Source organism: Microbulbifer sp. VAAF005, assembly GCF_030012985.1.
In the GTDB taxonomy this organism is placed as follows: Bacteria; Pseudomonadota; Gammaproteobacteria; order Pseudomonadales; family Cellvibrionaceae; genus Microbulbifer.
Window position 1 is genome coordinate 40,491 of record NZ_CP120233.1, and the last position, 25,711, is coordinate 66,201.

A 25,711-nucleotide genomic window follows, 5' to 3' on the forward strand; every position below is an offset into this window, starting at 1 on the left:
CGCTATTTCGCTTGTGTAAGATGAAATTTACTCGCGAGGCCCTATAATGCGGCCGCTTACAAACGAGGGAGAACTATCGTGAAAGCACCTGTACGTGTTGCTGTTACCGGCGCTGCCGGTCAGATTAGCTATTCGTTGCTGTTCCGCATCGCCTCTGGCGAAATGCTGGGCAAAGATCAGCCGGTTATTCTGCAATTGCTGGAAATCACTCCGGCATTGGAAGCGCTGAAAGGCGTTGCTATGGAGCTTGAAGACTGCGCTTTCCCGCTGCTCGCGGGTATCGTTCAGTCCGATGATGCTACTGTTGCGTTCAAAGATGCAGATTACGCTTTGCTGGTAGGCGCGCGTCCCCGTGGACCGGGTATGGAGCGTAAGGACCTGCTGGAAGCTAACGCTGCTATCTTCTCTGCACAGGGTAAAGCCCTGAACGACGTTGCTTCTCGTAACGTAAAAGTACTGGTTGTTGGCAACCCGGCTAACACCAATGCCCTGATCGCTCAGCGTAATGCGCCAGACCTGGACCCGCGTAACTTCACCGCGATGACCCGTCTGGATCACAACCGCGCTCTGTCTCAGCTGGCAAACAAAACTGATTCCAGCGTTAACGACATCACCCATATGACCATTTGGGGCAACCACTCTTCCACTCAGTACCCAGACCTGCACCAAGTGAAGGTTTCCGGTGCTGCAGCCATGGATAAAGTGGAGCAGGAATGGTACGAAAACGACTTCATCCCGACTGTTCAACAGCGCGGTGCAGCTATCATCAAGGCGCGCGGTGCTTCCTCTGCGGCTTCCGCTGCCAACGCTGCCATCGACCATATGCGCGATTGGGCTCTGGGCACCGCTGAAGGTGACTGGACCAGCATGGCTGTATTCAGCGATGGTTCTTACGGTATTCAGGAAGGCCTGATTTACTCTTTCCCTTGCACTTGCAAAGACGGCGACTGGGAAATTGTTCAAGGCGTTGACATCAACGACTTCTCCCGCGAGAAAATGTCTGCTACCGAGCAGGAGCTGGCGGAAGAGCGTGATGCAGTAGCACACCTGCTGCCGTAATAGGGAGTGATAGGTCCCAGGCCTTGGCCGCAGACCTCTCCCAAAAACCCACACTATGGTGTGGGTTTTTTTATGCTTGAATTTTGTAAACCCCGGCCCGGACCAGGAAACTTTCACGGTCAGTATCTTCGTGTGAGCTGCCGCCATCGGCACTACACTGATTTTATATATCTGCCGGATGTCCCTGCTATGGTCACTGAAGTTGGCCGCAACACCGCCCGTTGCGCCTGTATCCTGCTGCAGCCTAACCAGTCCCTGTCCCTCTCCGGTAATCTGTGGGTGTTTTTCTCCTTGGTTGGGGTATCCCTTGGAATCAGCCTCGCTTTTGCGATGGCGGGAGCCTGGATGATTCTTCCCTTTGCCGGGCTTGAAATGATCCTGCTAGGCATCCTGTTTACCTACGTGTACCTCGAAGGGACCCGCAGAGAAGTAATACGCATCAATGAGGAGTTGGTAATTCTGGATTGCTGTAAGGGTTTCAGGCAGCAAACGGTGTATCACCGGGAGTTCGCCCGCGATAAGTTGGCAGTACTCGTAAGGATGGGGAGTAGTGCTACCGAAATGGCTTCGGTAAACTTTAGTGGTCCTGAGGGGTGCCTTGAAGTCGGGGAGTTCCTCACCGAGGCTGAAAAGGCGGAGCTGGTGCAGAAGTTAGGTCGTTTTGGCATTTGTGCCAGGAAAGAGAAAGAGTTTCGTCTGCAGCAGTTCTGATTTCTCTATAGAACTGGCGTCTCGTTTGTTTCTTTTCGCTATAATCCCCGCTTTACTCTTAACTGTTCCACAGGGGATATCAGATGGCTTTTCCGAAGATCGGTAATTTGGCTCCGGCTTTTACGCTGACCAACCAAAGTGGCGAGAAAGTGTCACTTAAGGATTTTCGTGACAAAAGTAATGTCGTCCTCTACTTTTACCCGAAAGCACTTACCCCCGGTTGTACCACTCAGGCATGTGGGATTCGCGATAGTGCGGCTGAATTTAAAAAAGCCAATACTGTTGTGTTGGGGGTGAGCCCGGATCCAGAAGCAAAGTTGCAGCGCTTTATCGACAAGCACGAACTGAATTTTGATTTGCTATCTGATGAAGAACACAAGATTGCTGATAAATATGGCTGCTGGGGCTTGAAGAAATTTATGGGCAAGGAGTACATGGGGCTTCTGCGAACAACTTTTATTATCGATAAGAGTGGGCGCCTTCGCCATATTATCGACAAAGTTAAAACCAAGACCCATGACACTGATGTTTTGAATTGGATTGGCGAGAACCTGGATTAATTGCCAGACTCTGAGGGGCGGGGCTGGACTGGTGCTTGGTCTGCTGTAGCTCCTACCTTTCGGACTCAAAGGCGACACGTGGGTACCGAAAGTAAGTATTTTTGGCCCTTGGTACACAATAAGATGAAAAAAAGCACTGTCGCCCCTTGCTTTCTTAATTCTTGGTCTATACTGGCAGTTGTAAAGGAAAGGTGCGCCGGCTAGAGAGAGTCTCTCTGCGGGAATTGCCGGAGCGGTTAGTTTAAAAATTGTACATCTCTGTGAAGGATTCGATGTCTGTTTTTTGGTGCATCCCGCATCATGTAGTCGTCCGCCGAAGTTGATGTTGTGTTGGTGTGGGCAGGGGCAACCGGGATTCGCTGGATGCGGACATAGAAAAATAACTGCGGCTCACGGAACTCAATAGGAGCAGCTCGATGAACCATACTCAGCCCGACCAGACTTCGCTCTCTGAAGACAAATCACTTCAGCAGGCCAGAATATCCGGAGACCCGAATATTCTCGACCAGCTGCTGGCCCCCCGAAGCAACCAGTTTTGGTATTGCCGCACGGGTAATAGATGTGCTGGAGCAGCGTATCGGTAAGGCCTCTCTCGCTATTCGCCCGGTAGCGTCCGACCTAAGTATGTCCACCCGGACTCTGCAACGCCGGTTGCAGGAACACAACCTCAGTTTTGCATCTTTACGTGACCACGTTCGTTTTCGTCACGCGGTGCATTTCCTCAAAGATACTGCGCTGAGCGTTGATGGAATCTCACGAATTCTCGACTTCTCTGATCGAACCAGTTTTACCAGCGCGTTCAAACGCTGGACCGGGATGTCTCCCACTGGCTACCGCCGGCAGGTCCGCCAGAGGTTCTGAGTGTGGATTGGTTTGGCCGGTCTCTACGGGATCGGCCCAATCCGTTGCCTCCGCGGGGCAAACCCGTTAGAGTTGGCGGCAATTTAATAGGCTGACTCTTTGAGGTTTTGCATGAGCTTTTTTATCCCCTCCGCCATGGCACAGGAAGCGGCGCCGGCAGCACAGGGTAATCCGATGATAACCCTGCTGATGTTTGCGGGTTTGTTTGCATTCATGTGGTTTTTTATTATTCGCCCACAGCGCAAGCGCCAGAAAGAGCACCAAGAGCTGGTTGGCGCTCTGAAAAAGGGTGACGAAGTTGTAATGAGCAGCGGGATGCTGGGCCGCGTCGACAAGGTCGATGAGGACTACATCGTGTTGGAAGTTGCAGACAGCATGTCTTTGAAGTTCCAAAAAGTAGCTGTGCACGCAGTATTACCCAAAGGTACGATTAAAAAGATCTAATCCTATTCAGGGTTTATCTTTGAATGTCGTCACTAAAAAAGCCTGGCAATTGCCGGGCTTTTTTATGGTTACTATTTTTTGCGCGGGTAGCTTTTGTTGGACCTTGAAAGCCCACAGAAAAATTGCGGAATTAATCAAAGGCTGGACCAATTTGTCTGATTAATTTTCCAATAAAAAAACAGGTTAGACAAAAAGCAATAAATAGCACTGAAAGGCATACTTTTATTCATTTTTAAAAGCTAGTCCTCCATTAGCATACTTAGCAAGCTTGGTTCTGTTACTGCGGAAACTTTTTGCTAAGAGGTGTTCTCTTACTGAGTCACATCGATAAAACTAATAATTAGACATAACAGGTTTAATTCACCGTGCTTAAGAGCCTGCCAACAGAGTTGCCTAAGCGGTTGCGCCTGGCGAACCTGCCCACACCTCTGCAGTCGTTAGACCGAATCAGTGATCTTTACTCCCTTCCTTATGGAGGGCCCAGGATTTGGATAAAGAGAGATGACCTTACCGAGTCCGGCATGTCGGGAAATAAACTGCGAAAGCTAGAGTTTGTTGCCGCTGAGGCCCGGGCCCAAGGGGCTCAGGTTTTGATCACTTGTGGCGGAGTGCAATCCAATCATTGCCGTACCACTGCTTTGGTGGGGGCTCGATTGGGGTTTAAGGTTCAGTTGATTTTACGTGGCGAGCGTACTGCAAACCCCGATGGCAACCTTTTACTGGATGAGTTGGCAGGTGCTGAAATTGCGGTTTACTCACCGGAGGAATACTCCCGGAATTTACAGGGCCTCTTTGACAACTGGGCTGCTGAGTATCTGTCCAGAGGACAGAAGTCTTTCTGTATCCCCACTGGCGCCAGCGACGGTTTAGGCATCTGGGGCTATATCTCGGCCTCTCAGGAATTATTCGCAGACTGTGCAGATAGAGGGTTCAAGCCTGATCATATTTTATGCGCTACTGGCAGCGGTGGGACCCAAGCGGGTTTGACCTTGGGGTGCCATTTGCTGGAAGCCGGTACGAAAGTTACGGGTTTCGCCGTTTGCGACAGTGCTAATTATTTCCAAGTGAAAGTGCGTGAGGATATTTCGCAGTGGATGGCACAGTCTGGCGTATCGCTTGATTTGGAGTCCCTCAAGATTTTGGTTAATGCCGACTATAAAGGTCCGGCTTACGGGGTGGCGGAGCCAGAGGTTTACCAAACTATTAAAGAGTTGGCTTGTTTGGAGGGTATTCTTCTCGATCCTGTCTACACCGGCAAAGCATTTCATGGTCTGCTACAGGAGTTAAAAAAAGGAAATTACCAGGGCTCAGGCAACCTGGTTTTTATTCATACCGGAGGGCAATTTGGCCTCTTCCCCCACCGAGCCCACTTCTTCCCTGTGGCCGAATAATACGACATTACTGTTCTCGTGCCGCGTAAGCTGCTAACCTGCGCAACAAATTACAGTTGTATCTGTATATAAAACAAACAGAAATAAGTCAGAGTAGTGGGGGGTTAGTTTGGATTCCTTTAACAATCTGCTGTTGTTAATAGACGGCATGCTCGGCTCAGCACCTTGGTTCCCTTGGGTGTTACTTGGAGTCGGTTTCTTTTTCACCATTTATCTTGGTTTTCCGCAGCTTCGTTATTTTGGGCATGCGATCAAGATTGTACGCGGTAAGTACGACAAGCCCGGAGACCCGGGTGATACCTCCCACTTCCAGGCATTGGCTACGGCACTGTCGGGTACCGTAGGTACCGGTAATATCGGTGGCGTTGGCTTGGCTATTTTCCTCGGTGGTCCCGCTGCGCTGTTTTGGATGTGGATGACCGCATTCCTGGGTATGACCACAAAGTTTGTGGAAGTGACCCTGTCACACAAATACCGTATTAAAGCAGCGGATGGTTACTACGCGGGTGGCCCCATGTTTTACATGGAGCGTCGTTTGAATATGAAATGGCTTGCGGTGCTCTTTGCAATCGCGACCGTTATCTGTTCATTCGGTACCGGCAGCTTGCCCCAGGTCAACAACATTGCCCAGGCAATGCACGATTCTTTCGGTGTTGAGAAGGCTCTGACTGGTGGCATCCTGGCGATTTTGCTGGGCATGGTGATTATTGGCGGTATTACCCGAATCGCTAAAGTGACCTCCACCATTGTTCCCACCATGGCAGTTATCTACGTAATAGGCGCCTTGGGCGTTATCATCTACAACTACGAAAATATTCTGCCGTCCTTTGGGGCTGTTTTCCGCGATGCCTTCACTGGCAGTGCGGCCGTAGGTGGATTCCTGGGTGCGAGCTTTGCCTATGCCTTTAACCGTGGTGTGAACCGCGGCCTCTTCTCGAACGAAGCGGGTCAGGGCTCTGCACCTATTGCTCACGCCGCCGCTCGCGCAGACGAGCCGGTTTCTGAAGGTATGGTTTCCCTGCTGGAACCCTTTATCGACACCATTATCATCTGTACCTTAACCGGACTTGTGATTCTTTCTTCTGGTGTCTGGACTGAGAAACACGAGAACCTGTTTGAAGGTGCAGATACTTACGTTGTAGCGGGTAGCTACGATGAGAAGAATACCCAGAATGTTGAGCAGCTGTTCAAGTATTTGAGCGGTCAGGAGAGTGATGTTAAGGCCTATAACGGCTCCATTGTTGTGACTGATGGTCACCCGCTGAACAGCCAGGACTTTACCCTCATCCACGCCCGTTCTATTGCTGAAGACCTGGATTTCCGTGTGGGGGATGACAGCTTTAGCGGTGTTCTGGATGTGAAAGATGGTAAGTTTGCCAATGAAGATGTGGATATTTGGGGTAAGTCCCTTGTGCACTCTGTGGCTCTGACCAATCTTGCCTTCCAGCGCGGTTACTTTGGTGAATACGGTGGTCTGATTGTTACTCTGGGAATTCTGCTGTTTGCTTTTTCTACAGCAATTGCCTGGTCATACTACGGCGACCGCTCAATGATTTACCTTTTCGGGCCCAAGGCAGTAATGCCTTACCGAATAGTTTACGTTATTGCATTCTTCTGGGCTGCGATTGAGGACACCACAGTTATTTGGAACCTCTCTGCGGTGGCCATTGTGATAATGACCTTGCCCAACCTGTTTGGAATTACTGTGTTGGCCAAGGAGATGAAAGATACTGTGAAGGATTACTGGAAAGACCCAAGCCATAAATAATTTGTCTGGGTTTGATTAAAAAAGGCGGCCAATATGGCCGCCTTTTTTGTTTGTGCACCGCCGATACTTTGATCTGCGAGAGCTTGCCCACCCAGCAGATACCTGCTGGGTGGAAATCAGCTCAATTACTCAGTGCTTGCACTCAGGGTAACGCCAGAGTAGGCAGAGTAAGCGCGGATACTGATATACCAGGTTCCAGCATCCGGATTACTGATGGTGCAGCTTTCGTCATTGCCCCACTGGTAGGGACGGCAGTCGTACGCTGTACGGGTAGGCTCTTGGTTGTGGCGGACATAGAGATCTGCATCCCCGCTGCCACCTTCCATTACGGCGCTCAGGGTAGAAGCTCCAGCATCAACCTCAATGGTGAAGTGCTGCCAGCTGTTGCGGGAACCAGAAAGGTTGGTTTCTTCCCAGCTGTCGCTACCACCACCGCCACCACCACCACCGGTGTAACTGCCTACCAGGGTGACATCGGAGAAGGAGGAGTAGCCGCGCACCATGACGTAATAGGTTCCGCCCTGCAGGTCAGCGTCAGCGATATCACAAGTTTCATTGTTGCCTGAAGTGTACGGACGGCAATCATAAGTGCTGGTGGTTGGAGCATTGCCGAAGCGAACATAGAGGTCGGCATCACCGCTTCCGCCTGACATTGCAAAAGACAGGCCTGTGGCATCTGCGGGAACATCCAGGGTGAAGTGAACTTCATCACCACTGCTGCCCTCGATGTCGGTCTCGGTAACCCCGTTTTCGAGTTCTCCGCCTTCATTACCACCGCCACCACCACCGCCGCCGCCACCGCAGCTGCTGGTGGAAACACCTACCGTGGAGAATGCGGCAACAACGTCATCAGTGTCGTAACCTAAATCTGATGCTGCAGAGAAAACACCACAGGCACCATCTTCAAAATCAGTATTGGCACTCCAATACATCTGGTTGGCAAGAACAAAGGAGTCGAATGCTGTGCGGGTATTCCAGCCGTTGGTATTCGCCAGTAGGTAGAAAGCCCGATTGAAGACACCGGAACTGTAGTGCACGTCCATGCCGTTGTAGTAATCATCGGCATGACCGATGGAGCTGCCATCGTCAGTTGGATCTTCAAAGTAGCGGAGTGCTCCGCTGGACTTAAAGATTTCGGCCCCTACCAACCAGTCATTGCTGCCGCGCATATAGTACTCGGCAGCTTCACCAGCAATATCAGAGAAGGCTTCATTGATGCCGCCGGACTGATTGTAGTAATTCAAGTCAGAGTTTTGCTCGGTAAAACCGTGGCTGACTTCGTGAGCGGAAACATCGAGGCTAACCAGTGGATAGAAGTAGCTCTGGCCATCACCAAATGTCATCTGGCTGCCATCCCAGAAGGCATTCTCGTAGTTGTTGCTGTAGTGCACCCGCATTCTCAGTTTTTGTGTGAGAGGGGATGTGTTGTACCAGTCGCTATAGAGATCAAACACCACACCGCCAAAGAAGTGTGCGTCATTGAGTGGTGAGTAAGCGCCGTTGATTGACTTATAGTCATTGTCCGGGCAGGTGAACGAGTGGATGCTACCGCCATTCGTGCTGTGGTTCATATCAACGGTTTCTACATTGTCCGTATCCATGGCACAGCTGTCGTCAACAATCATGTGGGGGTAATCAGTACCATACTCGTAGCGCCCGGTCTTTGAATTGCCCCCTGGGCCTGTCGCATTTTGTGCAAAGTTCAAGCCGTCCCAATGCTTGAGAACTTCGCCAGTCATCGCATCGATAAAGTAGAAGGGGCGTGTGGGTTCATCGCCGTACTCAACCCAGTTGACCAGGTAAGCCAAGCGGGCATTGTCTTGCTCATCGATATAGACGTAGAGTTTCTTTTTGGGGTTATGTGCTTCCAGCTTCAAAGCCTGAACTGACAAAGCTCCCTGGATAACGCCCTGCTGCGTGCGCCAGTTGATCTGGTGGTCCATTGCCCGCTCAATAGCATTATCTTCATTGATAAATGCTTTGATATTGGGTACTTCCAGTTCCAGCCCAGTGATGACATTGCCGCGAACCTCAGTAATCAGACCCTGCCCGGAGCTGGTTACTGTTTGGCCGTAGACAGGAATGCCTTTGTGAGTCTGTTGGTAGCGGGCTACGGTTTTGCCGTTGACGAGAGTGCGCTCACGAACTTTTTCGAGCGCCATATCCGATCCGCCGGTGGCAGCTAAAGTTTGTGGTGAGAGCATGTCCGCCGTGGCGGGGACGCGCTCAACAGCATGTGCACTAATAGCCAAGGCTAAAGTGCAGCTTAGTCCTACAAAATGCTTCATTGCTAGCTTTCCCTTTTATAGCTTTTTTATATATGAATCCGCCGGTATACAGCCGTATTTCCCTTGTGGGGACCGTATTAAATCTGGTTGGCCAATACAGGCTGGATTTTTATGTGGTAAGACAGCAGAAGATAACCGTCGCCAAGAAGGGACCGCGGTAGCGGCAGTGGCGTTCGCTTTCTCAAACCGGTTGCCCTAATTAATTGGGCAACTTGAGATTACCCTGCATACGCATCTAGGCAACAAAAAGGTGATGGCAAACTAATATATTTGAATTGTTTTCGATATTTTTGCTCGGATCGTCACAAATTAGGAAGTGATGTTCTGCCTGTGGGGAGGGAAAGATGAGTTGTTTTTTCCGAAAAAATAAATTTGGCGATAACAGTTTATTATTTCTGTTAGCTTTTAGTGGAACGGTTATTTATACATTTAATAATAGAAATTCCCTCTCCCACGAACTGATCACACGATTAAACTCCTCATATTCATTTCTCTTGATCGCACTCCAGGCTTTTACGAATTTACTGCCAAACATTTCTGTTGCTTCATCACAATCTGATAGGAGTGTCAGGGCATGTTCCTGGGTGCGGGGAAGTGTAATTGACTCTTTGGAGCAGTCGCCCTGATAAGGTGCGCTCGGTGCGACTTTATTGGTCATTCCTAAATACCCGCAGGCAAGAGAAGCTGCTATGGCAAGGTAGGGATTACAGTCCGCCCCGGGAAAACGATTCTCAAGACGTTTACTTTGTGGCGAGCTGTCGGGAACCCGAAGGCCTGTTGTTCGGTTGTCGTAACCCCAGTGGAGACTGGTGGGTGCGGCCATTTCAGGTGTGAAGCGGCGATAGGAGTTTACATTTGGAGCAAAAAAACTAATAAAACCGGGAGTGTATTTCTGCATACCGCCAATAAAATGCAAGAAATTATTGCTCTCTTTTCCTGTATTATCGACAAAAATATTTTCACCGGTTTTTCTATCCGCCACACTCTGGTGTAAGTGCAGTGCGCTTCCAGGTTCGTCTTCCATCGGTTTTGCCATGAAGGTTGCATAAATGCCGTGGCGAAGAGCCGTTTCGCGCACTGTGCGTTTAAAGGTAAAGACCTGGTCAGCTAAATGAAGTGGATCTCCATGTAGAAAGTTAATTTCCATCTGGGCAGTGCCTGATTCGTGGATCAGTGTGTCGACATCAAGCCCCTGAGCTTCACAAAAATCATACATGTCTTCAATGATGGGCTCGTATTCATTGGCTGCATCAATGCTGTAGGATTGTCGGGTTTTTTCTGTGCGTCCCGATCTTCCCACAGGCGCGGATAGCTTTTCATCCGGGTCCAGGTTTCTTTTTACAAGATAAAACTCTACCTCAGGGGCGACAATAGGCTTCCATCCTCTGTCTGCATATTTTTCGAGGACAAATTTTAAAATATTACGGGTGCTGATAGGGTGAGGGTCCCCATCTCGAGAATGGCAGTCATGAATGATTTGTGCTGTCGGATCATTGGCCCAAGGGTTTAGGCGCACTGAGTTGGGGTCAGGGATTAGGAGCATGTCGGTGTCTGCTGGATCAACAAGCTCATTGTGTTCGTCGACATAATCCCCAGTTACAGTTTGCACCAAAATGCTTTCCGGTAAACGGCTGTCTTGAGTTAAGAACTTATCGGTGGGGGTGAACTTTCCTCTGGCGTTACCTGACATGTCGGGAACAAGGCATTCAACTTCTGCAATATTGTGATTTGCCAGCCAGTTTGTAATTTTATCCATTGGATAGCCATTGCTTACTTTTTCTTCCTGAGTGAAATTCTATGATCAGTGCCGGAAAGCATTGCGCTGAAAATAATTCCTCCTGTGTAAAGGAACTATATACTGCCGATTGGAACAGGGCCGTTTATTTAAATGGCATTGAGGGTATCTGGTAGAAATATGAAGGTGATGAATAGGTTGGATGAGCACACGGAATCCTATTATGCCGCTACAGCTAACGACCTTCAGGAGTATCCATGCCTGGAAGGTAACGTGGAGGCAGATGTCTGCATCATTGGTGGTGGTTATACGGGACTCTCTAGTGCTTTGCACTTGGCAGAGCGCGGCTACTGTGTGGTGCTTCTGGAGGCTAATAGGATTGGTTGGGGCTCATCAGGAAGGAATGGAGGACATGTCGGTGTTGGACAAAGGCGAAGTCAGGGTGATCTGGAAGCCATGTTCGGATTCGACATGGCTAAGCAGCTATGGGATTTAAGTATCGATGCTGTTCAATTGGTGGAGAGTTTAATAGTCAGGCACCGGATTCCATGTGATTTAAAACGTGGGATTATGCATCTGGCGGCAAAGGCCAGCCACGATAAGTATCTGAAGGGTGAAACTGACAAGCTCAGGGAAAGATATGGATACAGGCAGGTTGAATATATAGAGAAAAAAGAAGTTCGGGAGCTTGTTGGTAGTGAGCGATATCTTGGTGCTCAGATAGATTTTGGTTCACTACATCTCCACCCACTCAATTTTGCTTTAGGGCTTGCTCGTGCAGGAGCCTCTGCAGGAGTCCATTTTTTTGAGCGCAGTGAGGTGCAGGGATACTCGGCGTCTTCCCCTTTTACGATTTCAACTGCGCGAGGACAAGTAAGGGCTGAAAAGCTGATTTTGGCTTGTAACGGGTATTTGGGAAATCTTGAGTCCCGTTTGGCCGGATGGATAATGCCGATAAATAATTTTGTGTTGGCGACAGAGCCTTTACCTAAAAACCTTGCCCGGGAAATCATTGCTAATGATTTTGCAGTGCAAGACACCCTACATGTTATTAATTATTGGAAACTATCAGGTGATAACAGGTTAATTTTTGGTGGCGGGGAGAATTACACCAGGCGCTTTCCTGAGGATATTCGTAGTTTCGTCAGAAAGTATATGTTGAGAGTTTATCCACAGCTGGAAAATACTGGTGTTGAATTTGGCTGGGGAGGAACACTGGCCGTTACCATGAATCGAATGCCTTGTATGGGACAGTTGCAACCGGGTTTGTATTATAGTCAGGGATATTCTGGGCATGGAGTGCCCACTGCAACTTTAGCCGGTAAGCTTTTAGCTGATGCGATTTATGGGGAGAGTGGAGGTTATAATATATTCGCTTCTCTCCCCAAAATTGATTTTCCAGGTGGGACTTTGTTGAGATGGCCGGGTTTGGTTTTGGGGATGCTCTATCACAGCTTATTGGACAAAATTGGAAGATAGGTCCAGGAAGGATTAGGCAGGGAGTGCCGACACGCAAGTGTCGACACTGGCCATATATGTTACTGGCTCTGAGCGGAAAGAGTCACTCGTCTGTACGAAGTATAGCCTTGAATACTGATATACCAGGTGCCAGCGGTAGGGTTACTAAAGCTGCAGCTCTCGTTATTCCCGTTTACATATGGGCGGCAGTCCCAGTCACTCGAGGTTGGTGTAGCGCCGTAGCGGACATATAGATCGCCATCACCATTGCCTCCAGACATATCAATATTCAAAGATGAAGCGCCTGAAGGAACATCCAGGGTGAAGTGCTGCCAGCTATTACGGCGACCGGATAGGTTGGTCACTTCCCAGCCATCAATCTCTCCGGGGTCATCCGTACAGTTACTGATAGATACGCCTACAGTATCAAAGGCGGATGCGACAGTTGTAATATCATAGCCGAGATCTTCAGCCGCAGACAAGGCACCGCAAGCACCTTCAGCAAAGTCTGTACTTGCATTCCAGTAGGTTTGATTTGCCAATACAAAAATATCAAAGGCACTTTGTGTATTCCAGCCATTTGATGTGGCGATCAAATAAAAGGCACGGTTAAACACGCCTGAGCTGTAGTGCACATCCATGCCATTGTAGTAGTCATCTGCATGGCCAATTGAACGGCCATCCTGAGTGGGGTCGTCCATGTAGCGGAGAGCGCCACTAGCTTTGTAAATGTCGGCTCCCACCATCCAGTCGTTACTACCTTTCATATAGTATTCTGCTGCCTCTCCGGCCATATCAGAGAAGGCTTCATTGATGCCGCCTGATTGGCCGGAATAGGTCAGGTTTGAGTTTTGTTCAGTGAAGCCATGGCTAACTTCATGAGAGGAAACGTCCAGGCTGACAAGTGGGTGGAAGGTTGTATAGCCATCACCGAATGTCATCTGGCTGCCATCCCAGAATGCATTTTCGTAGTTGTTACTGTAATGAACCCGCATTCTTAATTTTTGTGTGAGTGGTGATGATCCATACCAGTCACTGTACATATTGAAAACTACATTACCAAAGAAGTGGGCATCATTCAGTGGAGAGTAGGCACCATTGATTTCTTTGTGATCGTTATCAGGACAGGTAAAGGAGAAAACACTACCACCACTGGTGCCGTGGTTCAGATCCACAGTTTCAACATTGTCAGTGCTCATGGAGCAGCTGCTGTCGACCTCAAGGGCAGGGTAGTCGGTACCGTATTCGTAGCGTCCTGTTTTCTCATTGCCTCCAGGGCCTGTAGCATCCCGGAATGCCAAACCATCCCACTGTTTGATCACTTCGCCAGTGAGTGCGTCAATAAAATAGAAGGGCCTGGTAGGTTCTTCACCGTACTCAACCCAATTTACCAGGTACGCCAAACGTGCCTGGTCATTTTCATCTACGTATACATAAAGTTCTTTCTTTTGGTTTTGAGCATTTAGCTTTATTGCAGGCATAGACAATGCGCGTTTGGTTGAGCCATTTTGCTCACGCAAATTTAATTGGTGAGTCATGGCTCGTTCGATCGCATTGTTGGCATCAATAGAAGCGCGTGCGTTGGGAACCTCAAGTTCAAGGCCTGAAAGTACGTGGCCCCTTACTTTCTGGGATGAACCATTTTGACTGCGGGCAACTGTTTTTCCCCAAACAGGAATACCTTTGTGGGTTTGTTGGTATCGCGAAATAGTTTTTCCATTGGAAAGTGTGCGTTCGAGTACCATTTCCAATTTCATATCTGATCCGGCAATGGAAGCCAGTGACTGATTGGAAAGCAGGTCCGGTGTGACCTGAATACGTTCTGCTGCCTGGGCGCTAATGGCTAGGGCAAGCGTGCTTGCTACTCCTAATAATAGTTTCATTTTAGCTTTCTCTTTATGATTATTATTGATGTGGCCAATATAGTGTGGAAATTTATAGTGAAATTCACTTTTTCGTTTTCTGGCCTGTTAGTTTTCACCATTGAAAATGTCTTGCATTACTATCTTTAACTTGTGCGAATACAATAGTAAGAGATTTTCTGGGGTGTTGAATTGTTTGCCGTTACAAGGCGGAATAACAATATCCGCTACTATTATTTCTGACAATATGCTTTTGTCGCGGAAATTATCATTTGAATGTTTATGTTTTTATTTTGATGTGTGCGTCACAAATCTGTTGTGTTTATGTCTGGTTAATAAAGGTAGGTATAAAGGGGAGTTTTGTCAGTAGTTTTTAGATATGGTGGGGTCTATTGTATGTTTTATATTGTGTGTTTGTATTTGGTGCGAACTTTTTAGGATTAATTTAAATTGCACTCATGGAGGGCTCAAAATTGATTTCATTGTATTTGCCATTATAAAAACAAACTAAAGGATTAAATTTGAAAGTTGTTTTTAATTCTTGTTGCTTAGATTTTCTGAATGTTAGAGGTGGTTTTTGCTGTTCCACCTAAAGCGTGTATTTATCCGTCTTAAGACTCTTTTTAGTCCCGGTCTAGAATGGCTTTAATTTTCAATTATCTCTTGGGTTAAATCTTAATGGTTTTAATCCGATTATTGTTTTGGTTGATGAGTGCTCTGTTAAAAGTTGACTTGATCTGTCTTGTTTGTCGATATCCTCCTATTTGTAGAATTTAGGCATGTGGTTTACCTTAAGCGTCCACCTCCCTGCCGGTCGAGTGATGATAAGAGGCTGCTCTGATTGCGGAGGCTGCCCGCTTTAGGCCGGAAGAGAGACTCCTTGGTTCTGATAGATTTGAAAATGTGGAGATAGATCAATGGCGGTGCGCCCTGACAAGTTAGTAATTGCTATATCTTCCCGCGCTTTATTTGACCTCGGCGATAGTCATAAGGTCTTTGAAGAGCAGGGCTTGCACGCTTTCTCTCAATATCAGGTCGAGCGGGAAAATGACATCCTGAACAAAGGCGATGCCTTCCTCTTAGTGGAAAAGTTCTTGAAGATTAATGATCTTCTTGATGGGGACCCCCGGGTCGAGGTAATCCTACTCTCAAGAAATAGTGCTGACACTGGATTGCGAGTATTTAACTCCATAGAACACTACGGACTAGATATTACGCGGGCTGCTTTTTGTAATGGTGAGAGCCCGTATCGCTATATAGGCCCCTTTGGGTGCAATCTATTTCTTTCCGCAGATGGTGCCGATGTTCGTCAGGCTTTGGAGCAGGGAGTTGCTGCCGCAACTTTAGTGGCGGGTGCAAGCCGTGAAAATCGGAACGATGTTTTGCGATTCGCATTTGATGGTGATTCAGTCATATTCTCGGATGAGGCTGAGAAAATCTATAAAAGAGAGGGGTTGGCGGCTTTTACCAAAGCCGAGCGAATATCAGCGCAAAAACCTCTGGGAGGAGGGCCCTTCAAGGGGTTTCTTGAGGCGCTTCAGCGGTTGCAAGCAGAATTTGACATGGATGCCTGCCCAATTCGGACAGCGCTGGTAACTGCTCGCTCTGCTCCGGCCCATGAGCGGGTTATCAGGACCCTGCGGACCTGGGATGTTCGGGTAGACGAATCAGTTTTTCTAGGGGGGTTACCGAAGGGTGAGTTTTTGCGCGCCTTTGGTGCCGATGTCTTTTTTGATGATCAGCCCAGTCACTGCGCCTCTGCTGCTGAACACGTGGCAACAGGCCATGTTCCCCATGGCATAGCTAATGTTGAAGCCTAGATAGTTGTGGGCAATTTAGTGGGCGTTATACGGTAAAGGGTGCATTGCACCACTATGGAGCAATGTAGCTACCGACTAGAAAATAAAGCCGACAGAAAGCCCAGGATCCCCCAAAGTTGATTGACACTTTCGTCTCTACCACGGATATTCAACCGTCCATTGGCCCTGGCTTTGATTCACTGCTATTCTTTTCTCGTATAACTCAAGATAGTTTTTATAACTATCGATCAAAAAATGGTATTAATCGCTCTCGGCCAGGAGCGAACTTAATGAAAGGGAGGATCTATGAAGCTGCAGCAGTTGAGATATATCTGGGAAGTGGCACATCACGACCTCAATGTTTCTGCTACAGCGCAGAGCCTCTATACCTCCCAGCCGGGAATCAGTAAACAAATTCGCCTTCTGGAGGATGAGCTTGGCGTAGAAATCTTTGCGCGCAGTGGCAAGCATCTCACGAGGGTGACCCCGGCAGGGGAGGCAATCTTAAAGACTGCCGGCGAAATTATGCGCAAAGTGGAGAATATCAAACAGGTTGCGCAAGAGTTCAGCAATGATAAAAAAGGTAGTCTCGCTGTAGCTACCACTCACACTCAGGCGCGCTATGCCTTGCCCCCGATTATTAAGTTGTTTATAGGTCGTTATCCGGAGGTTTCCCTGCATATGCACCAGGGAACCCCTATGCAAATTTCTGAGATGGCGGCAGATGGCACTGCAGACTTTGCTATCGCTACCGAAGCTCTGGAGCTTTTCAGCGATTTGGTGATGATGCCTGTCTACCGCTGGAACCGCTGCATTCTGGTACCGAAAGATCACCCGCTTTGCCAAGTGAGCAAGCTATCCCTTGAGGATGTGGCGAAGTACCCGATAGTTACTTATGTATTTGGGTTTACCGGCCGCTCCAAGTTAGATGAAGCTTTCTTGGAGAAAGGGTTGTCACCTAAGGTGGTCTTTACCGCCGCCGATGCTGATGTAATCAAAACTTACGTGCGTCTGGGATTGGGAATTGGCATTGTGGCTGATATGGCCGTTGATGGCGAAGATGAGGACCTTGTGGCTCTCGATGCCAGTGATCTATTTGAATCGAGTGTTACGAAAATTGGCTTCCGTAAGGGGATTTTCTTGCGGGGCTTTATGTATGAGTTTATCCAGCAATTTGCCCCCCATCTCAGCCGTGAGCTGATTGACCAAGCGGCACAGGCGACATCCCGTTCTGAGGTCGATGCGCTGTTCGCCGATATGGAGTTGCCGGTTTACTAGAGGTGCTGTTGAAGGGGGAGTGCCGAAATAAAGGTAAGGGATGGAGGCTATGAAGCCTCCATCTCGATCAGGGGGCGCAGCACTTCTTTGGCGAACTTGAAGTAAACAGTGAAAATCTCTGCTTCCTTACCTTCGCGCTCTACGACAAAGAAGGGCGCTCGCTCTACCTTGTGCTGCTGAGCCAGCTGTAAGCCCGGGCTTTGCGGGTCACGCACGTCGGCGATAAGTGTCTGGTCGATAAATTGCATTTGGCCATTTTCTTCCAGCTTTTCTTCAACGTCGCGACACTTGGTGCAGGGCGAGCCGTCGGCGAGAATTTTCTTGACCAGAGTGATCTTCACGATAATTTCCTTGATCCAGTGCAATGCCATTAAAGGCAAGATGGACTGAATCTATCAGAACCCCTAATAACTTTGAAATATCAATCGCCGATACCTTTATAACTAAAATTTGTAGTGATGCTACAAAAGGCGCCAAAACAGGCTAATTTTTGGTCGCTTTTCGGCGGTTTGATGCCTACTGCAAAAATTGTTCAGTTGTTTCCAGTAGTAGGCGCACCTTGGCCAAGCACTCCTGATGCTCTGAAGTGGGATCGGAATCTGCAACGATCCCACCACCTGCCGCGCAGGTTAGATGTCCATCGTTGGCACTGAAGGTCCGGATGGCGATATTGGTGTCAGCGCGGCCACAGCTGCTGATGTAGCCAATACTGCCGCAATAAATCCCCCGGGGGCTGGATTCCAGCTCCCGGATCACTTCCATTGAGCGTCGCTTTGGAGCACCTGTGATAGACCCGCCGGGGAAACAAGCTTCGAGTAATTCGCTATAAACTGACTCTTCGGGTAGCTCACCAGTTACTACGCTGACCAAGTGGTGGACATTGGCAAAACTCGCCAATTGGAATAGCTCGGGAACACGTACGGTGCCACTGCGACACAGCTTGCTCAAATCATTGCGCAGTAAATCGACGATCATCAGATTTTCCGCCCGGTCCTTGGGGCTTCTCTGCAGCGAGAAGGCGGCGCGCTGATCTGCCATCTTGTCAGCGTGTCTTGCTGCAGTGCCTTTAATCGGTTCCGTGCGTAAACTGGCGCCATCAGCTCGGATAAATCGCTCCGGCGACATACTGAGCAGGCTGCCATGGGGCAGGGCCATATAAGCAGAAAAGGGACCGGCAGCTTGAGAGCGCAATGCCAGGTAAGCTGTTAGCAGATCGCCGCTATAAGGGGCCCTGAAACGCTGGGTAAAGTTTGCCTGATAGATATCGCCAGCGGCGATATATTCCAGTATCTGCTCAATTTGTGCCCGATAATCATCTGCACTCAGTTCGTGCTCAAATGGTGAATGCAGCCGGAAGTCCCCGGGTGTAAGCGTGGTCTCCCAGTTGATAGCTTTAAATCGCTGTATCAATTCGCGAACTTGCTGGGGGGGCAGGCGGGGTGGAAAACCAGGTGATTGCTACCCAGTTGGTGGTCGGCAATAAAGGCCCATGTGTAGAGCCCAAAAAAGCCTGCGGGCAAGTCCGTAGGGCGCATATCTGCCGGTAGATAATTACCCTCTACACCGAGTTCATAACCGGCGTAACCAATAACCCCGCCGCAAAAAGGCAGTTGTGAGTCCCTGTCCTGAGGGCAGAGTTCGCACACCAGGTCATCCAGCCGGGCAAATGGCTCGGGTGTGTCGGCACTTAACTCGAGGGTATTTATCGGGTCGGCACTAATGATGTCATAGCGCCCACCCTCCGCGAGAGGTCGACCGCTGTCGAGCCAAACGGGGATAGGCAAATCCGCTATCGCCGCAAATGCGGCGGGCGTGTTTAATGAGTAGGGCAGAGAGACAATTTGCATATCAAGCTACAGCAGTCCGGAAGACGGCGCACACTACACATTTTGCGGCGGCAATTAAAGGGTGTGTGGCTCTTTAGTCAATCCTGCGCTCAATACCGGCCTGAGACATCAGGCGGGTGGCGAGCTCCTCCACCGAAAGTTGGGTTGCATTGAGGAAAGGCACCTGGGCCCGCCTCAGCATTTGCTCAACTTGGCGCACCTCGAATTCACATTGTTCCTTAGAAGCGTAGCGGCTGTTGGCGCGCCTTTCCTGTCTAATTTGCATCAGGCGTTCGGGCTCGATTGTCAGGCCAAACAGCTTGTTGCGAAACGGGCGCAGGATCTTGGGCAGGGTGGTGGAGTCCATATCCTCTTCGGTGATGGGGTAGTTTGCCGCGCGCAGGCCAAACTGGAGTGCCAGGTATAAGCAGGTAGGCGTTTTGCCGGAGCGGGAAACGCCCAGCAGGATCACATCGGCTTGCTGGAATTCGCTGACTCTGCGGCCATCGTCATTGTCCATGGCGAAGTGCACTGCATCAATCCGGTCGGTGTAGCGGCGGTTGTCGTCAATGCCGTGAGAGACGTTGACCATCTGCGCTGGATCTCGGTTAAACAGATTGGCCAGTGGTGTGAGGTAGTTCTCGAAGATATCGAGCATCAGCGCAGAGCTTTGGTGCAGCTGTTCCCGGATCTTGTCAGAAACAATGCTGGTAATAATGATCGGCTGTAAACCGGATTCATCGGCTGCTTTTTCTATGCGTTGCAGGGCCTGTTTAACTTTTTCGGTGGAGTCGATATAGGGAAGCGTGACCTGCTCAACTTGTTGATCGCGGAACTGTGCGAGTAGGCTGTGGCCAATCGCTTCGACGGTGAGACCGGTTCCGTCGGAGATAAAAAAAGCCGTGCGCTTGTCTTTTGCCATGTTTGTTCTCAGTTTGTCGGCGTGAGGGGGCTATTGTAGGGGAGGAATGGGGCAAAGGTCTTTTATTCTGGCGTTTTGCAATTTTTGTAGAAAATTTACAACATTTTGGCCAATTTTTACGGGCTATTTTTTACAAAACTCATCCTTATAATCTGCCGCCACTCAACCTGAATTTTAGAGGGCCTTCACTTGACGAACTTCACGATCGACTTCGCAAAACTGGGCATGGCCGATGTCGACAAAGTCGGCGGCAAGAACGCATCACTGGGCGAGATGATCTCCTCTCTCGCCGGTGCCGGCGTGAGCGTACCCGGTGGATTCGCTACCACCGCAGAAGCCTTTAGGGCTTTCCTGGCTCACGAACAGCTGGAGCAGCGTATAGCCGAGCGTTTGCAAGGATTGGATGTTGGTAATGTCACCGAGCTGGCCCAGGCGGGAGATGAAATCCGCAACTGGATTTTACAGACTCCGTTCCCCGAGCAGCTGGAAAAAGAGATTCGCGAGGGCTATGAGGCCCTGGGTGGTGCGGAAACTGCTGTTGCAGTTCGCTCCTCTGCAACCGCCGAAGACTTGCCGGATGCGTCCTTCGCCGGTCAGCAGGAGACCTTCCTGAATATCCGCGGTATCGACGCTGTATTGAAGGCAGTAAAAGAAGTTTTTGCTTCCCTCTACAACGACCGTGCTATCGCCTACCGCGTGCACACCGGTTATGCGGATGTGGGCGTTGCCCTGTCTGCCGGTATCCAGCACATGGTGCGCAGTGAGACCGGCGCAGCGGGTGTGATGTTTACCCTGGACACAGAGAGTGGCTTCCGCGATGTGATCTTTATCACCGCCGCCTTTGGTTTGGGTGAAACCGTTGTTCAAGGTGCAGTTAACCCGGACGAATTTTACCTCTACAAGCCAGCCCTGGATGCGGGCCGTCCTGCGATTCTGCGCCGCAATCGCGGCAGTAAAGCGATCAAGATGGTTTACGACGAGAGCGGTGAATGTGGTCGTTCCGTAAAAACTATCCCGGTGGCAGACGAAGACCGCCAGCGCTTTGCCCTCAACGATGCGGAGCTGACAGACCTGGCAATCCAGGCCCGCAAGATTGAAGAGCACTACGGTCGCCCGATGGATATCGAGTGGGCTAAAGACGGCGACAGCGGTAAGTTGTTTATCGTACAGGCGCGTCCGGAAACTGTACGCTCCCGCGATCAGGGCACCAGCATCGAGCGCTACAGTTTGCAGGAGCGCAGTGACGTATTGTGTGAAGGTCGCGCAATCGGCCAGCGCATTGGCGCGGGCCCCGTTCGCAAGCTTGAATCCGTAGAAGACATGGCGCTGATGCAGGATGGTGAAGTCCTGGTTACCGATATGACCGACCCGGATTGGGAGCCGGTCCTGAAGAAAGCGAGTGCTATTGTTACCAATCGCGGCGGCCGTACTTGTCACGCGGCAATTATCGCTCGTGAGCTGGGTATCCCCGCAGTTGTAGGTTGTGGTAATGCAACCGAGCTGCTGGAAACCGGCACCCCGGTGACAGTTTCCTGTGCGGAAGGCGATACCGGTTTTGTAATGGCTGGTGAACTGGAATTCCAGCGCGAGGAAACTGAAGTTGCGGAAATGCCGGAGCTGCCGTTCAAAATTATGTTGAACGTGGGCAACCCGGATCGAGCATTCGCTTTCAGCCATCTGCCGAACCAGGGCGTTGGCCTTGCGCGCCTTGAGTTTATCCTCAACCGCATGATCGGTATTCACCCGAAAGCACTGCTCGAACTGGATAACCTGCCGGAAGATCTGCAGCAGAATATTCGCGAGCGTATCGGTGGATACGATTCTCCAGAAGACTTTATTGTCGAAAAGTTGGTGGAAGGCATCGCTACCTTGGCTGCAGCCTTCGCACCGAATCGCGTCATCGTACGCTTGTCCGACTTTAAATCTAATGAGTATGCGCACCTCGTTGGTGGCCAGTTGTACGAGCCAAGCGAAGAAAACCCAATGCTTGGCTTCCGTGGTGCAGCTCGCTACCGCTCTGAAGATTTCCGCCAGTGCTTTGCCCTGGAGTGCCGTGCACTGAAGAAAGTCCGCGATGAAATGGGACTGACCAATGTGGAAATCATGGTGCCCTTCGTTCGCACCCCGGAAGAAGCTGAGGAAGTAGTCGGTCTGCTGGCTGAAAACGGCCTGCGCCGTGGAGAAGGTGGCCTCAAGGTCATTATGATGTGCGAACTGCCGTCCAACGCTTTGCTGGCGGAAGACTTCCTGCAGCACTTTGATGGTTTCTCCATCGGTTCCAATGACCTGACCCAGCTAACGCTTGGTCTGGACCGCGACTCCGGACTGGTTGCCGATTTATTTGATGAGCGCAACCCAGCGGTCAAGGCACTGCTTTCCAGGGCAATCCAAGCCTGTAAGAAAGCGGGTAAATATGTAGGTATTTGTGGTCAGGGTCCTTCTGACCATAAAGACTTCGCCCGCTGGTTGATGGATGAAGGGATCGACAGTGTGTCCCTGAACCCGGATACCGCAGTAGATACCTGGCTATTCCTGGCCAACGAGGAAGGTTAATTTTCCTCCTAAAGCGGCCCAATTGTGGGCCGCTTTCCCAATTTTTCCCCCGCTATATTTAACTGTAATTTTTCTGCTGAAGCGGTGTTTGCCTTGGTGGAAAATGAGTCCGTTGTTGCAGTTAAATCCGGAAACACCTGATTTTGTTCTGCTAATTGTGTTTGAAAAATTTAAACGACACATTATCCAAAAAATACAAACCTCTATCAGCTGATCCACACAGAAGAATTCATTCTAAATCTTTCCGCTCGCCTCAATAGAATCGGAAGAGTCCTAAGGTTGCGTGTAAATCGAAAAACAGATTGCGCAATGTGCTCCGTAAAAATGTTCGCCGTGGGCCCTGGCCCCACTGGCGCGCACCTGAAAATTACCGACAGATTGTTTATCTGTTGGATTCAGGGCAGGGTACCCAGACTCGGTGAGGTGAGCTATGCAAACGAGTAGACAGTTTCAAATCCCCATACTTCATGTCTTTTTGATGATGTGCCTTATGGCTTTAATGGCAGCGCCACCTGCAGATGCAAAGCCACGCGCATCTAATTGGTTTGATGATCGCGCCGCAGCCAGGGGTGGTAGTCCATCAATTAGAATTGATTTAAGTGAGCAGCGCGCATATCTGTATAAAGGTGGGAAATTAGTTGGTGTCTCCCGTATTTCTTCGGGGAAGCGCGGTTACAGCACACGCCCCGGACATTTTCGTGTGTTGTCCAAACACCCTTATCACCGCTCGTCTATTTATGGCAGTTTTGTTGATAGACGCACTGGCAGAGTCGTGAGATCGAATGTAAATACTCGAAAGCATCGTCGCCCTGCGGGTACTGTGTATCGCGGTGCAAAAATGAATAACTACATTCGTTTTAATGGCGGTATCGGGCTGCATGCCTCTGGCCACGTGCCCGGCTATCCCGCTTCTCATGGTTGTGTACGTATGCCCCCACATATGGCGAGAAAGTTCTATCAGCATGTGCGTGTAGGCACGCCGGTTCGTGTAACACACTAGTTTCAATTTCGTGGCAGCGAAGGCTTGGCCGGGTATTATCCATCGTGGTGATACCCGGTATTTATTTGCCTCTTAGCTCTTCTACTTTTTTCCCGCTATTATCCTTCTCTTCCATAGATTGCTGCGAGAATATTGATGCTCAAGTCAACCCCCGATTTATGTGATGCCTACCCTGATGAGGTGCGAGTAGTTGATCCTATGTTTATCAATTACGGTGGCCGAGATCGTTTTGGTGGGCAGATTGTCACTATCAAATGTTTTGAAGATAACTCCCTGGTGCGAGAGCTGGTGGCTGAACCGGGGCAGGGCAAGGTTTTGGTAGTAGATGCCGGTGGATCCATGCGGCGGGCTTGTCTTGGCGATATGCTGGCAGAAAAGGCGGCTGCCAACGGTTGGGAAGGTATCCTGATGTATGGCTGCATTCGCGATGTAGATGAAATCGCGGAACTGGATCTGGGGGTGCAGGCACTTGGTAGCCATCCAATGAAAACAGAAAAAAAGGGAATTGGTGAAAGAGACCTGACTGTGAGCTTTGCGGGTGTGGATTTCCGCCCGGGGGAATACCTCTACGCGGATAACAATGGTGTAATCGTGGCGGGTAAGGCTCTGACTTAAAAAAGCGCCAGTAAGTCTATTGGGCGGCCTGGAAACTGGCAGCCCAAAAGCGCTGCCAGTTGTTGAGAATCAACTCAGCGGGGATCAATTAGATCATCAGCGGGGTTCTCCGGCATTCTCAGGGACATCAAAAATGCCAAGATCTTATTCTGATCATTTTCACTTAAATACTTGAAATTCTGTGCTGCGTTACTGGCCTCGCTTCCGGGGCTGTCGTGGAGAAAAATGGCTTCTGCCAACGTAGTGGCTCTGCCATCGTGTAAATAGGGCGCAGTATCGGCCACTCCCCAAAGGCGTGCGGTAATAAACTCACGGTTTTGCTGGTCCGTTTGGAAGAAGGCGTTCTCAGCCAGCCCCTCGCCCATATCGTGGCGCTTGAGATCAGAGAACATAGCGACCTCTATTCCGCCATTGCGGTTTTGGCGAAAATTTGTCGGATGCTTGGTCAGGTCCACTTCGTAGAAAATGTCTTCAAAGGGAGTTTCTGGAGAGCCGGTAAGTTTATAGGGGAGGGTCCTTCTTTCGGTTACCATCGTTGGGCGGTGGCAGTCGGCGCAGCCGATATCGGAGAAAAGCCTCCTGCCGTCACGGTGTTCTCTGTCATCGATATCAAATGGTGGTTCCAGTGTAGTAATAAAGATGCTTAGTGCGGATAAGTCCCCAACGGTGATTTCATTGACTACTCCGTCATTGTCAGCATCTGCGGCATCACCGCCAAATGCTTCCGAAGCCTGCATCCCCATATGGAATGCCAGGGCAGAGACATCGAATTCCCTGACTGAGGCGTTGTCACCTTTTCGACCAAATGGCCTGACAACCAAATCGTGCTCGACGCCTTCGACATTGGTTGTATCCAAATTGCCGTACTCGTCGGCAATGATGCTCCCAAAACTGACTGATTTTGTTTCCAGTTCAACGATGGTGCCGGGGTTATTGAGGGCGTGTTGTTTAAGATTTTGTAATTCATGGGTCATCTCACGGCCAACTAATTCAATCCCCCCAGCGCCAAATAAAAATACCGGATTAATCAGCCGCCCATCAAACTCTGCGATACCGTCAAAGTTTTCATCGATAACATCGATATTGGCGGGGCGGAATAATACGCTGGTTCCGAACCCTCCACCTCCGCCAATGCCCAATCTGGGAGGCGTTGTTCGATTGCTGATGACGGTATGGCACTCCAGGCAGTTTTGCGCATCGAGGCCATTGACCCGCAAAAATGTGCCATTCCCTTGCAGGGTGGGCCTGTTACCTCCGGTGGGGGAGTGGTTGTCCGGTTCAGAAAAATCGTGGGGGCCATCACCAAAACCGTCGTAACGATTGAAAGGCGTGCTGAAAATAATCAGCCCCGCTTCACGTATTTCGTCGAGGTGGAGTTGTCCCTGGGAAATTTTATCCTGGCTAATCCTATCTTCTGGATTTAAGCGTGGCTCCTCGCCGATTAGATCGGCATAAATTAACGATGGAAGCATCAGGCTGATGCTGGTGAGAGATATTGCCGTAAGTCGATTCATGTCAAAATCCTTGTTTATTTTTATTTTCCTTTCAAAAAGTTATAAAGCTAAGTCCCTGATAAAGAAT

Annotated in this window: 22 protein-coding genes; 14 read left to right on the top strand and 8 right to left on the bottom strand. The window is 49.7% G+C overall.

Annotated features, from left to right (window positions below; translation table 11 throughout):
* Positions 1-78: 78 nt before the first annotated feature.
* The 8 genes from P0078_RS00260 (at position 79) to P0078_RS00295 (ending at position 6,794) form a co-directional block, all read left to right on the top strand.
* Positions 79-1,059 (top strand): malate dehydrogenase, encoded by a 981-nt coding sequence (locus P0078_RS00260; protein ID WP_282932481.1) that lies wholly within the window; start codon positions 79-81, stop codon positions 1,057-1,059.
* 189 nt (positions 1,060-1,248) lie between these two features.
* Positions 1,249-1,770 carry a DUF2244 domain-containing protein gene (locus P0078_RS00265; protein WP_282932482.1) on the top strand — a complete coding sequence of 174 codons (522 nt, stop codon included), beginning with the start codon at positions 1,249-1,251 and terminating at the stop codon, positions 1,768-1,770.
* An 83-nt stretch (positions 1,771-1,853) separates the two neighbouring features.
* A complete protein-coding gene (gene bcp, locus P0078_RS00270) occupies positions 1,854-2,330 on the top strand; it encodes a thioredoxin-dependent thiol peroxidase (protein WP_282932483.1) in 477 nt (158 codons plus the stop codon).
* Between the two features lie 416 nt (positions 2,331-2,746).
* Positions 2,747-2,914, top strand: a complete 168-nt coding sequence (locus P0078_RS00275) for a hypothetical protein (protein ID WP_282932484.1) — start codon at positions 2,747-2,749, stop codon at positions 2,912-2,914.
* Positions 2,892-3,191, top strand: a complete 300-nt coding sequence (locus P0078_RS00280) for a helix-turn-helix domain-containing protein (RefSeq protein WP_282932485.1) — start codon at positions 2,892-2,894, stop codon at positions 3,189-3,191. Before P0078_RS00275 ends, P0078_RS00280 begins: the two co-directional genes overlap by 23 nt.
* Positions 3,192-3,302: 111 nt before the next feature.
* On the top strand, positions 3,303-3,635 hold the full coding sequence (gene yajC, locus P0078_RS00285; RefSeq protein ID WP_282932486.1) for a preprotein translocase subunit YajC: 333 nt from the start codon (positions 3,303-3,305) through the stop codon (positions 3,633-3,635).
* Positions 3,636-4,000: 365 nt separating this feature from the next.
* Positions 4,001-5,026: a D-cysteine desulfhydrase family protein gene (locus tag P0078_RS00290; protein WP_282932487.1), complete on the top strand. Its 1,026-nt coding sequence runs from the start codon at positions 4,001-4,003 to the stop codon at positions 5,024-5,026.
* Positions 5,027-5,135: 109 nt separating this feature from the next.
* Complete coding sequence (locus tag P0078_RS00295; RefSeq protein ID WP_282932488.1) at positions 5,136-6,794, top strand: alanine/glycine:cation symporter family protein; 1,659 nt, start codon at positions 5,136-5,138, stop codon at positions 6,792-6,794.
* A 125-nt stretch (positions 6,795-6,919) separates the two neighbouring features.
* On the opposite strand, the gene P0078_RS00300 is transcribed toward P0078_RS00295, so the two are convergent.
* Together P0078_RS00300 and P0078_RS00305 are read right to left on the bottom strand one after the other, a co-directional pair.
* Complete coding sequence (locus P0078_RS00300) at positions 6,920-9,082, bottom strand: M4 family metallopeptidase (RefSeq protein ID WP_282932489.1); 2,163 nt, start codon at positions 9,080-9,082, stop codon at positions 6,920-6,922.
* Positions 9,083-9,503: 421 nt separating this feature from the next.
* A complete protein-coding gene (locus tag P0078_RS00305; protein WP_282932490.1) occupies positions 9,504-10,838 on the bottom strand; it encodes a glutamine synthetase family protein in 1,335 nt (444 codons plus the stop codon).
* A gap of 168 nt (positions 10,839-11,006) precedes the next feature.
* On the opposite strand from P0078_RS00305, the gene P0078_RS00310 reads away from it, so the two are divergent.
* The gene (locus P0078_RS00310) at positions 11,007-12,296 is read left to right on the top strand and encodes an NAD(P)/FAD-dependent oxidoreductase (protein WP_282934679.1); all 1,290 of its coding nucleotides are present in this window, start codon (positions 11,007-11,009) and stop codon (positions 12,294-12,296) included.
* A gap of 59 nt (positions 12,297-12,355) precedes the next feature.
* Here the strand turns inward: P0078_RS00310 and P0078_RS00315 are convergent, their stop codons facing one another.
* Positions 12,356-14,158 carry a M4 family metallopeptidase gene (locus P0078_RS00315; RefSeq protein ID WP_282932491.1) on the bottom strand — a complete coding sequence of 601 codons (1,803 nt, stop codon included), beginning with the start codon at positions 14,156-14,158 and terminating at the stop codon, positions 12,356-12,358.
* Between the two features lie 896 nt (positions 14,159-15,054).
* On the opposite strand from P0078_RS00315, the gene P0078_RS00320 reads away from it, so the two are divergent.
* Entirely contained in the window at positions 15,055-15,957 is a 903-nt protein-coding gene (locus tag P0078_RS00320) for a 5'-nucleotidase (RefSeq protein ID WP_282932492.1), read from the top strand.
* Between the two features lie 285 nt (positions 15,958-16,242).
* Positions 16,243-17,214 (top strand): HTH-type transcriptional regulator CysB, encoded by a 972-nt coding sequence (cysB, locus tag P0078_RS00325; protein WP_282932493.1) that lies wholly within the window; start codon positions 16,243-16,245, stop codon positions 17,212-17,214.
* A gap of 47 nt (positions 17,215-17,261) precedes the next feature.
* On the opposite strand, the gene P0078_RS00330 is transcribed toward cysB, so the two are convergent.
* The 4 genes from P0078_RS00330 to ppsR all read right to left on the bottom strand — a co-directional run bounded on the left by P0078_RS00330 (position 17,262) and on the right by ppsR (position 19,962).
* On the bottom strand, positions 17,262-17,555 hold the full coding sequence (locus tag P0078_RS00330; protein WP_282932494.1) for a hypothetical protein: 294 nt from the start codon (positions 17,553-17,555) through the stop codon (positions 17,262-17,264).
* Positions 17,556-17,730: 175 nt separating this feature from the next.
* Positions 17,731-18,624, bottom strand: coding sequence for an aminodeoxychorismate synthase component I (gene pabB, locus P0078_RS00335; protein WP_282932495.1), 894 nt, complete (start codon positions 18,622-18,624; stop codon positions 17,731-17,733).
* Positions 18,621-19,061, bottom strand: a complete 441-nt coding sequence (locus P0078_RS00340; protein ID WP_282932496.1) for a hypothetical protein — start codon at positions 19,059-19,061, stop codon at positions 18,621-18,623. The genes pabB and P0078_RS00340 overlap by 4 nt, the downstream gene beginning before the upstream one ends.
* A gap of 73 nt (positions 19,062-19,134) precedes the next feature.
* The gene (gene ppsR, locus P0078_RS00345; protein ID WP_282932497.1) at positions 19,135-19,962 is read right to left on the bottom strand and encodes a posphoenolpyruvate synthetase regulatory kinase/phosphorylase PpsR; all 828 of its coding nucleotides are present in this window, start codon (positions 19,960-19,962) and stop codon (positions 19,135-19,137) included.
* A gap of 189 nt (positions 19,963-20,151) precedes the next feature.
* Between ppsR and ppsA the strand changes: the two genes are divergently transcribed.
* The 3 genes from ppsA to rraA all read left to right on the top strand — a co-directional run bounded on the left by ppsA (position 20,152) and on the right by rraA (position 24,130).
* Positions 20,152-22,515 (top strand): phosphoenolpyruvate synthase, encoded by a 2,364-nt coding sequence (gene ppsA, locus P0078_RS00350; protein WP_282932498.1) that lies wholly within the window; start codon positions 20,152-20,154, stop codon positions 22,513-22,515.
* 490 nt (positions 22,516-23,005) lie between these two features.
* On the top strand, positions 23,006-23,515 hold the full coding sequence (locus P0078_RS00355) for a L,D-transpeptidase family protein (protein WP_282932499.1): 510 nt from the start codon (positions 23,006-23,008) through the stop codon (positions 23,513-23,515).
* A gap of 135 nt (positions 23,516-23,650) precedes the next feature.
* Positions 23,651-24,130 carry a ribonuclease E activity regulator RraA gene (gene rraA / locus P0078_RS00360; RefSeq protein ID WP_282932500.1) on the top strand — a complete coding sequence of 160 codons (480 nt, stop codon included), beginning with the start codon at positions 23,651-23,653 and terminating at the stop codon, positions 24,128-24,130.
* Between the two features lie 74 nt (positions 24,131-24,204).
* Here the strand turns inward: rraA and P0078_RS00365 are convergent, their stop codons facing one another.
* Positions 24,205-25,644, bottom strand: a complete 1,440-nt coding sequence (locus P0078_RS00365; protein WP_282932501.1) for a di-heme oxidoredictase family protein — start codon at positions 25,642-25,644, stop codon at positions 24,205-24,207.
* Between the last annotated feature and the right edge of the window lie 67 nt (positions 25,645-25,711).

What these genes read in the sequence shown, in the direction of transcription:
- P0078_RS00265 (WP_282932482.1), top strand. Translation starts at nt 1,249, where the DNA reads ATGGTCACTGAAGTTGGCCGCAACACCGCCCGTTGCGCCTGTATCCTG.
- bcp (WP_282932483.1), top strand. Translation starts at nt 1,854, where the DNA reads ATGGCTTTTCCGAAGATCGGTAATTTGGCTCCGGCTTTTACGCTGACC.
- P0078_RS00275 (WP_282932484.1), top strand. Translation starts at nt 2,747, where the DNA reads ATGAACCATACTCAGCCCGACCAGACTTCGCTCTCTGAAGACAAATCA.
- yajC (WP_282932486.1), top strand. Translation starts at nt 3,303, where the DNA reads ATGAGCTTTTTTATCCCCTCCGCCATGGCACAGGAAGCGGCGCCGGCA.
- P0078_RS00300 (WP_282932489.1), bottom strand. Translation starts at nt 9,082, where the DNA reads ATGAAGCATTTTGTAGGACTAAGCTGCACTTTAGCCTTGGCTATTAGT.
- P0078_RS00305 (WP_282932490.1), bottom strand. Translation starts at nt 10,838, where the DNA reads ATGGATAAAATTACAAACTGGCTGGCAAATCACAATATTGCAGAAGTT.
- P0078_RS00310 (WP_282934679.1), top strand. Translation starts at nt 11,007, where the DNA reads ATGAATAGGTTGGATGAGCACACGGAATCCTATTATGCCGCTACAGCT.
- P0078_RS00315 (WP_282932491.1), bottom strand. Translation starts at nt 14,158, where the DNA reads ATGAAACTATTATTAGGAGTAGCAAGCACGCTTGCCCTAGCCATTAGC.
- P0078_RS00320 (WP_282932492.1), top strand. Translation starts at nt 15,055, where the DNA reads ATGGCGGTGCGCCCTGACAAGTTAGTAATTGCTATATCTTCCCGCGCT.
- cysB (WP_282932493.1), top strand. Translation starts at nt 16,243, where the DNA reads ATGAAGCTGCAGCAGTTGAGATATATCTGGGAAGTGGCACATCACGAC.
- P0078_RS00340 (WP_282932496.1), bottom strand. Translation starts at nt 19,061, where the DNA reads ATGCAAATTGTCTCTCTGCCCTACTCATTAAACACGCCCGCCGCATTT.
- ppsR (WP_282932497.1), bottom strand. Translation starts at nt 19,962, where the DNA reads ATGGCAAAAGACAAGCGCACGGCTTTTTTTATCTCCGACGGAACCGGT.
- P0078_RS00355 (WP_282932499.1), top strand. Translation starts at nt 23,006, where the DNA reads ATGGCTTTAATGGCAGCGCCACCTGCAGATGCAAAGCCACGCGCATCT.
- rraA (WP_282932500.1), top strand. Translation starts at nt 23,651, where the DNA reads ATGCTCAAGTCAACCCCCGATTTATGTGATGCCTACCCTGATGAGGTG.
- P0078_RS00365 (WP_282932501.1), bottom strand. Translation starts at nt 25,644, where the DNA reads ATGAATCGACTTACGGCAATATCTCTCACCAGCATCAGCCTGATGCTT.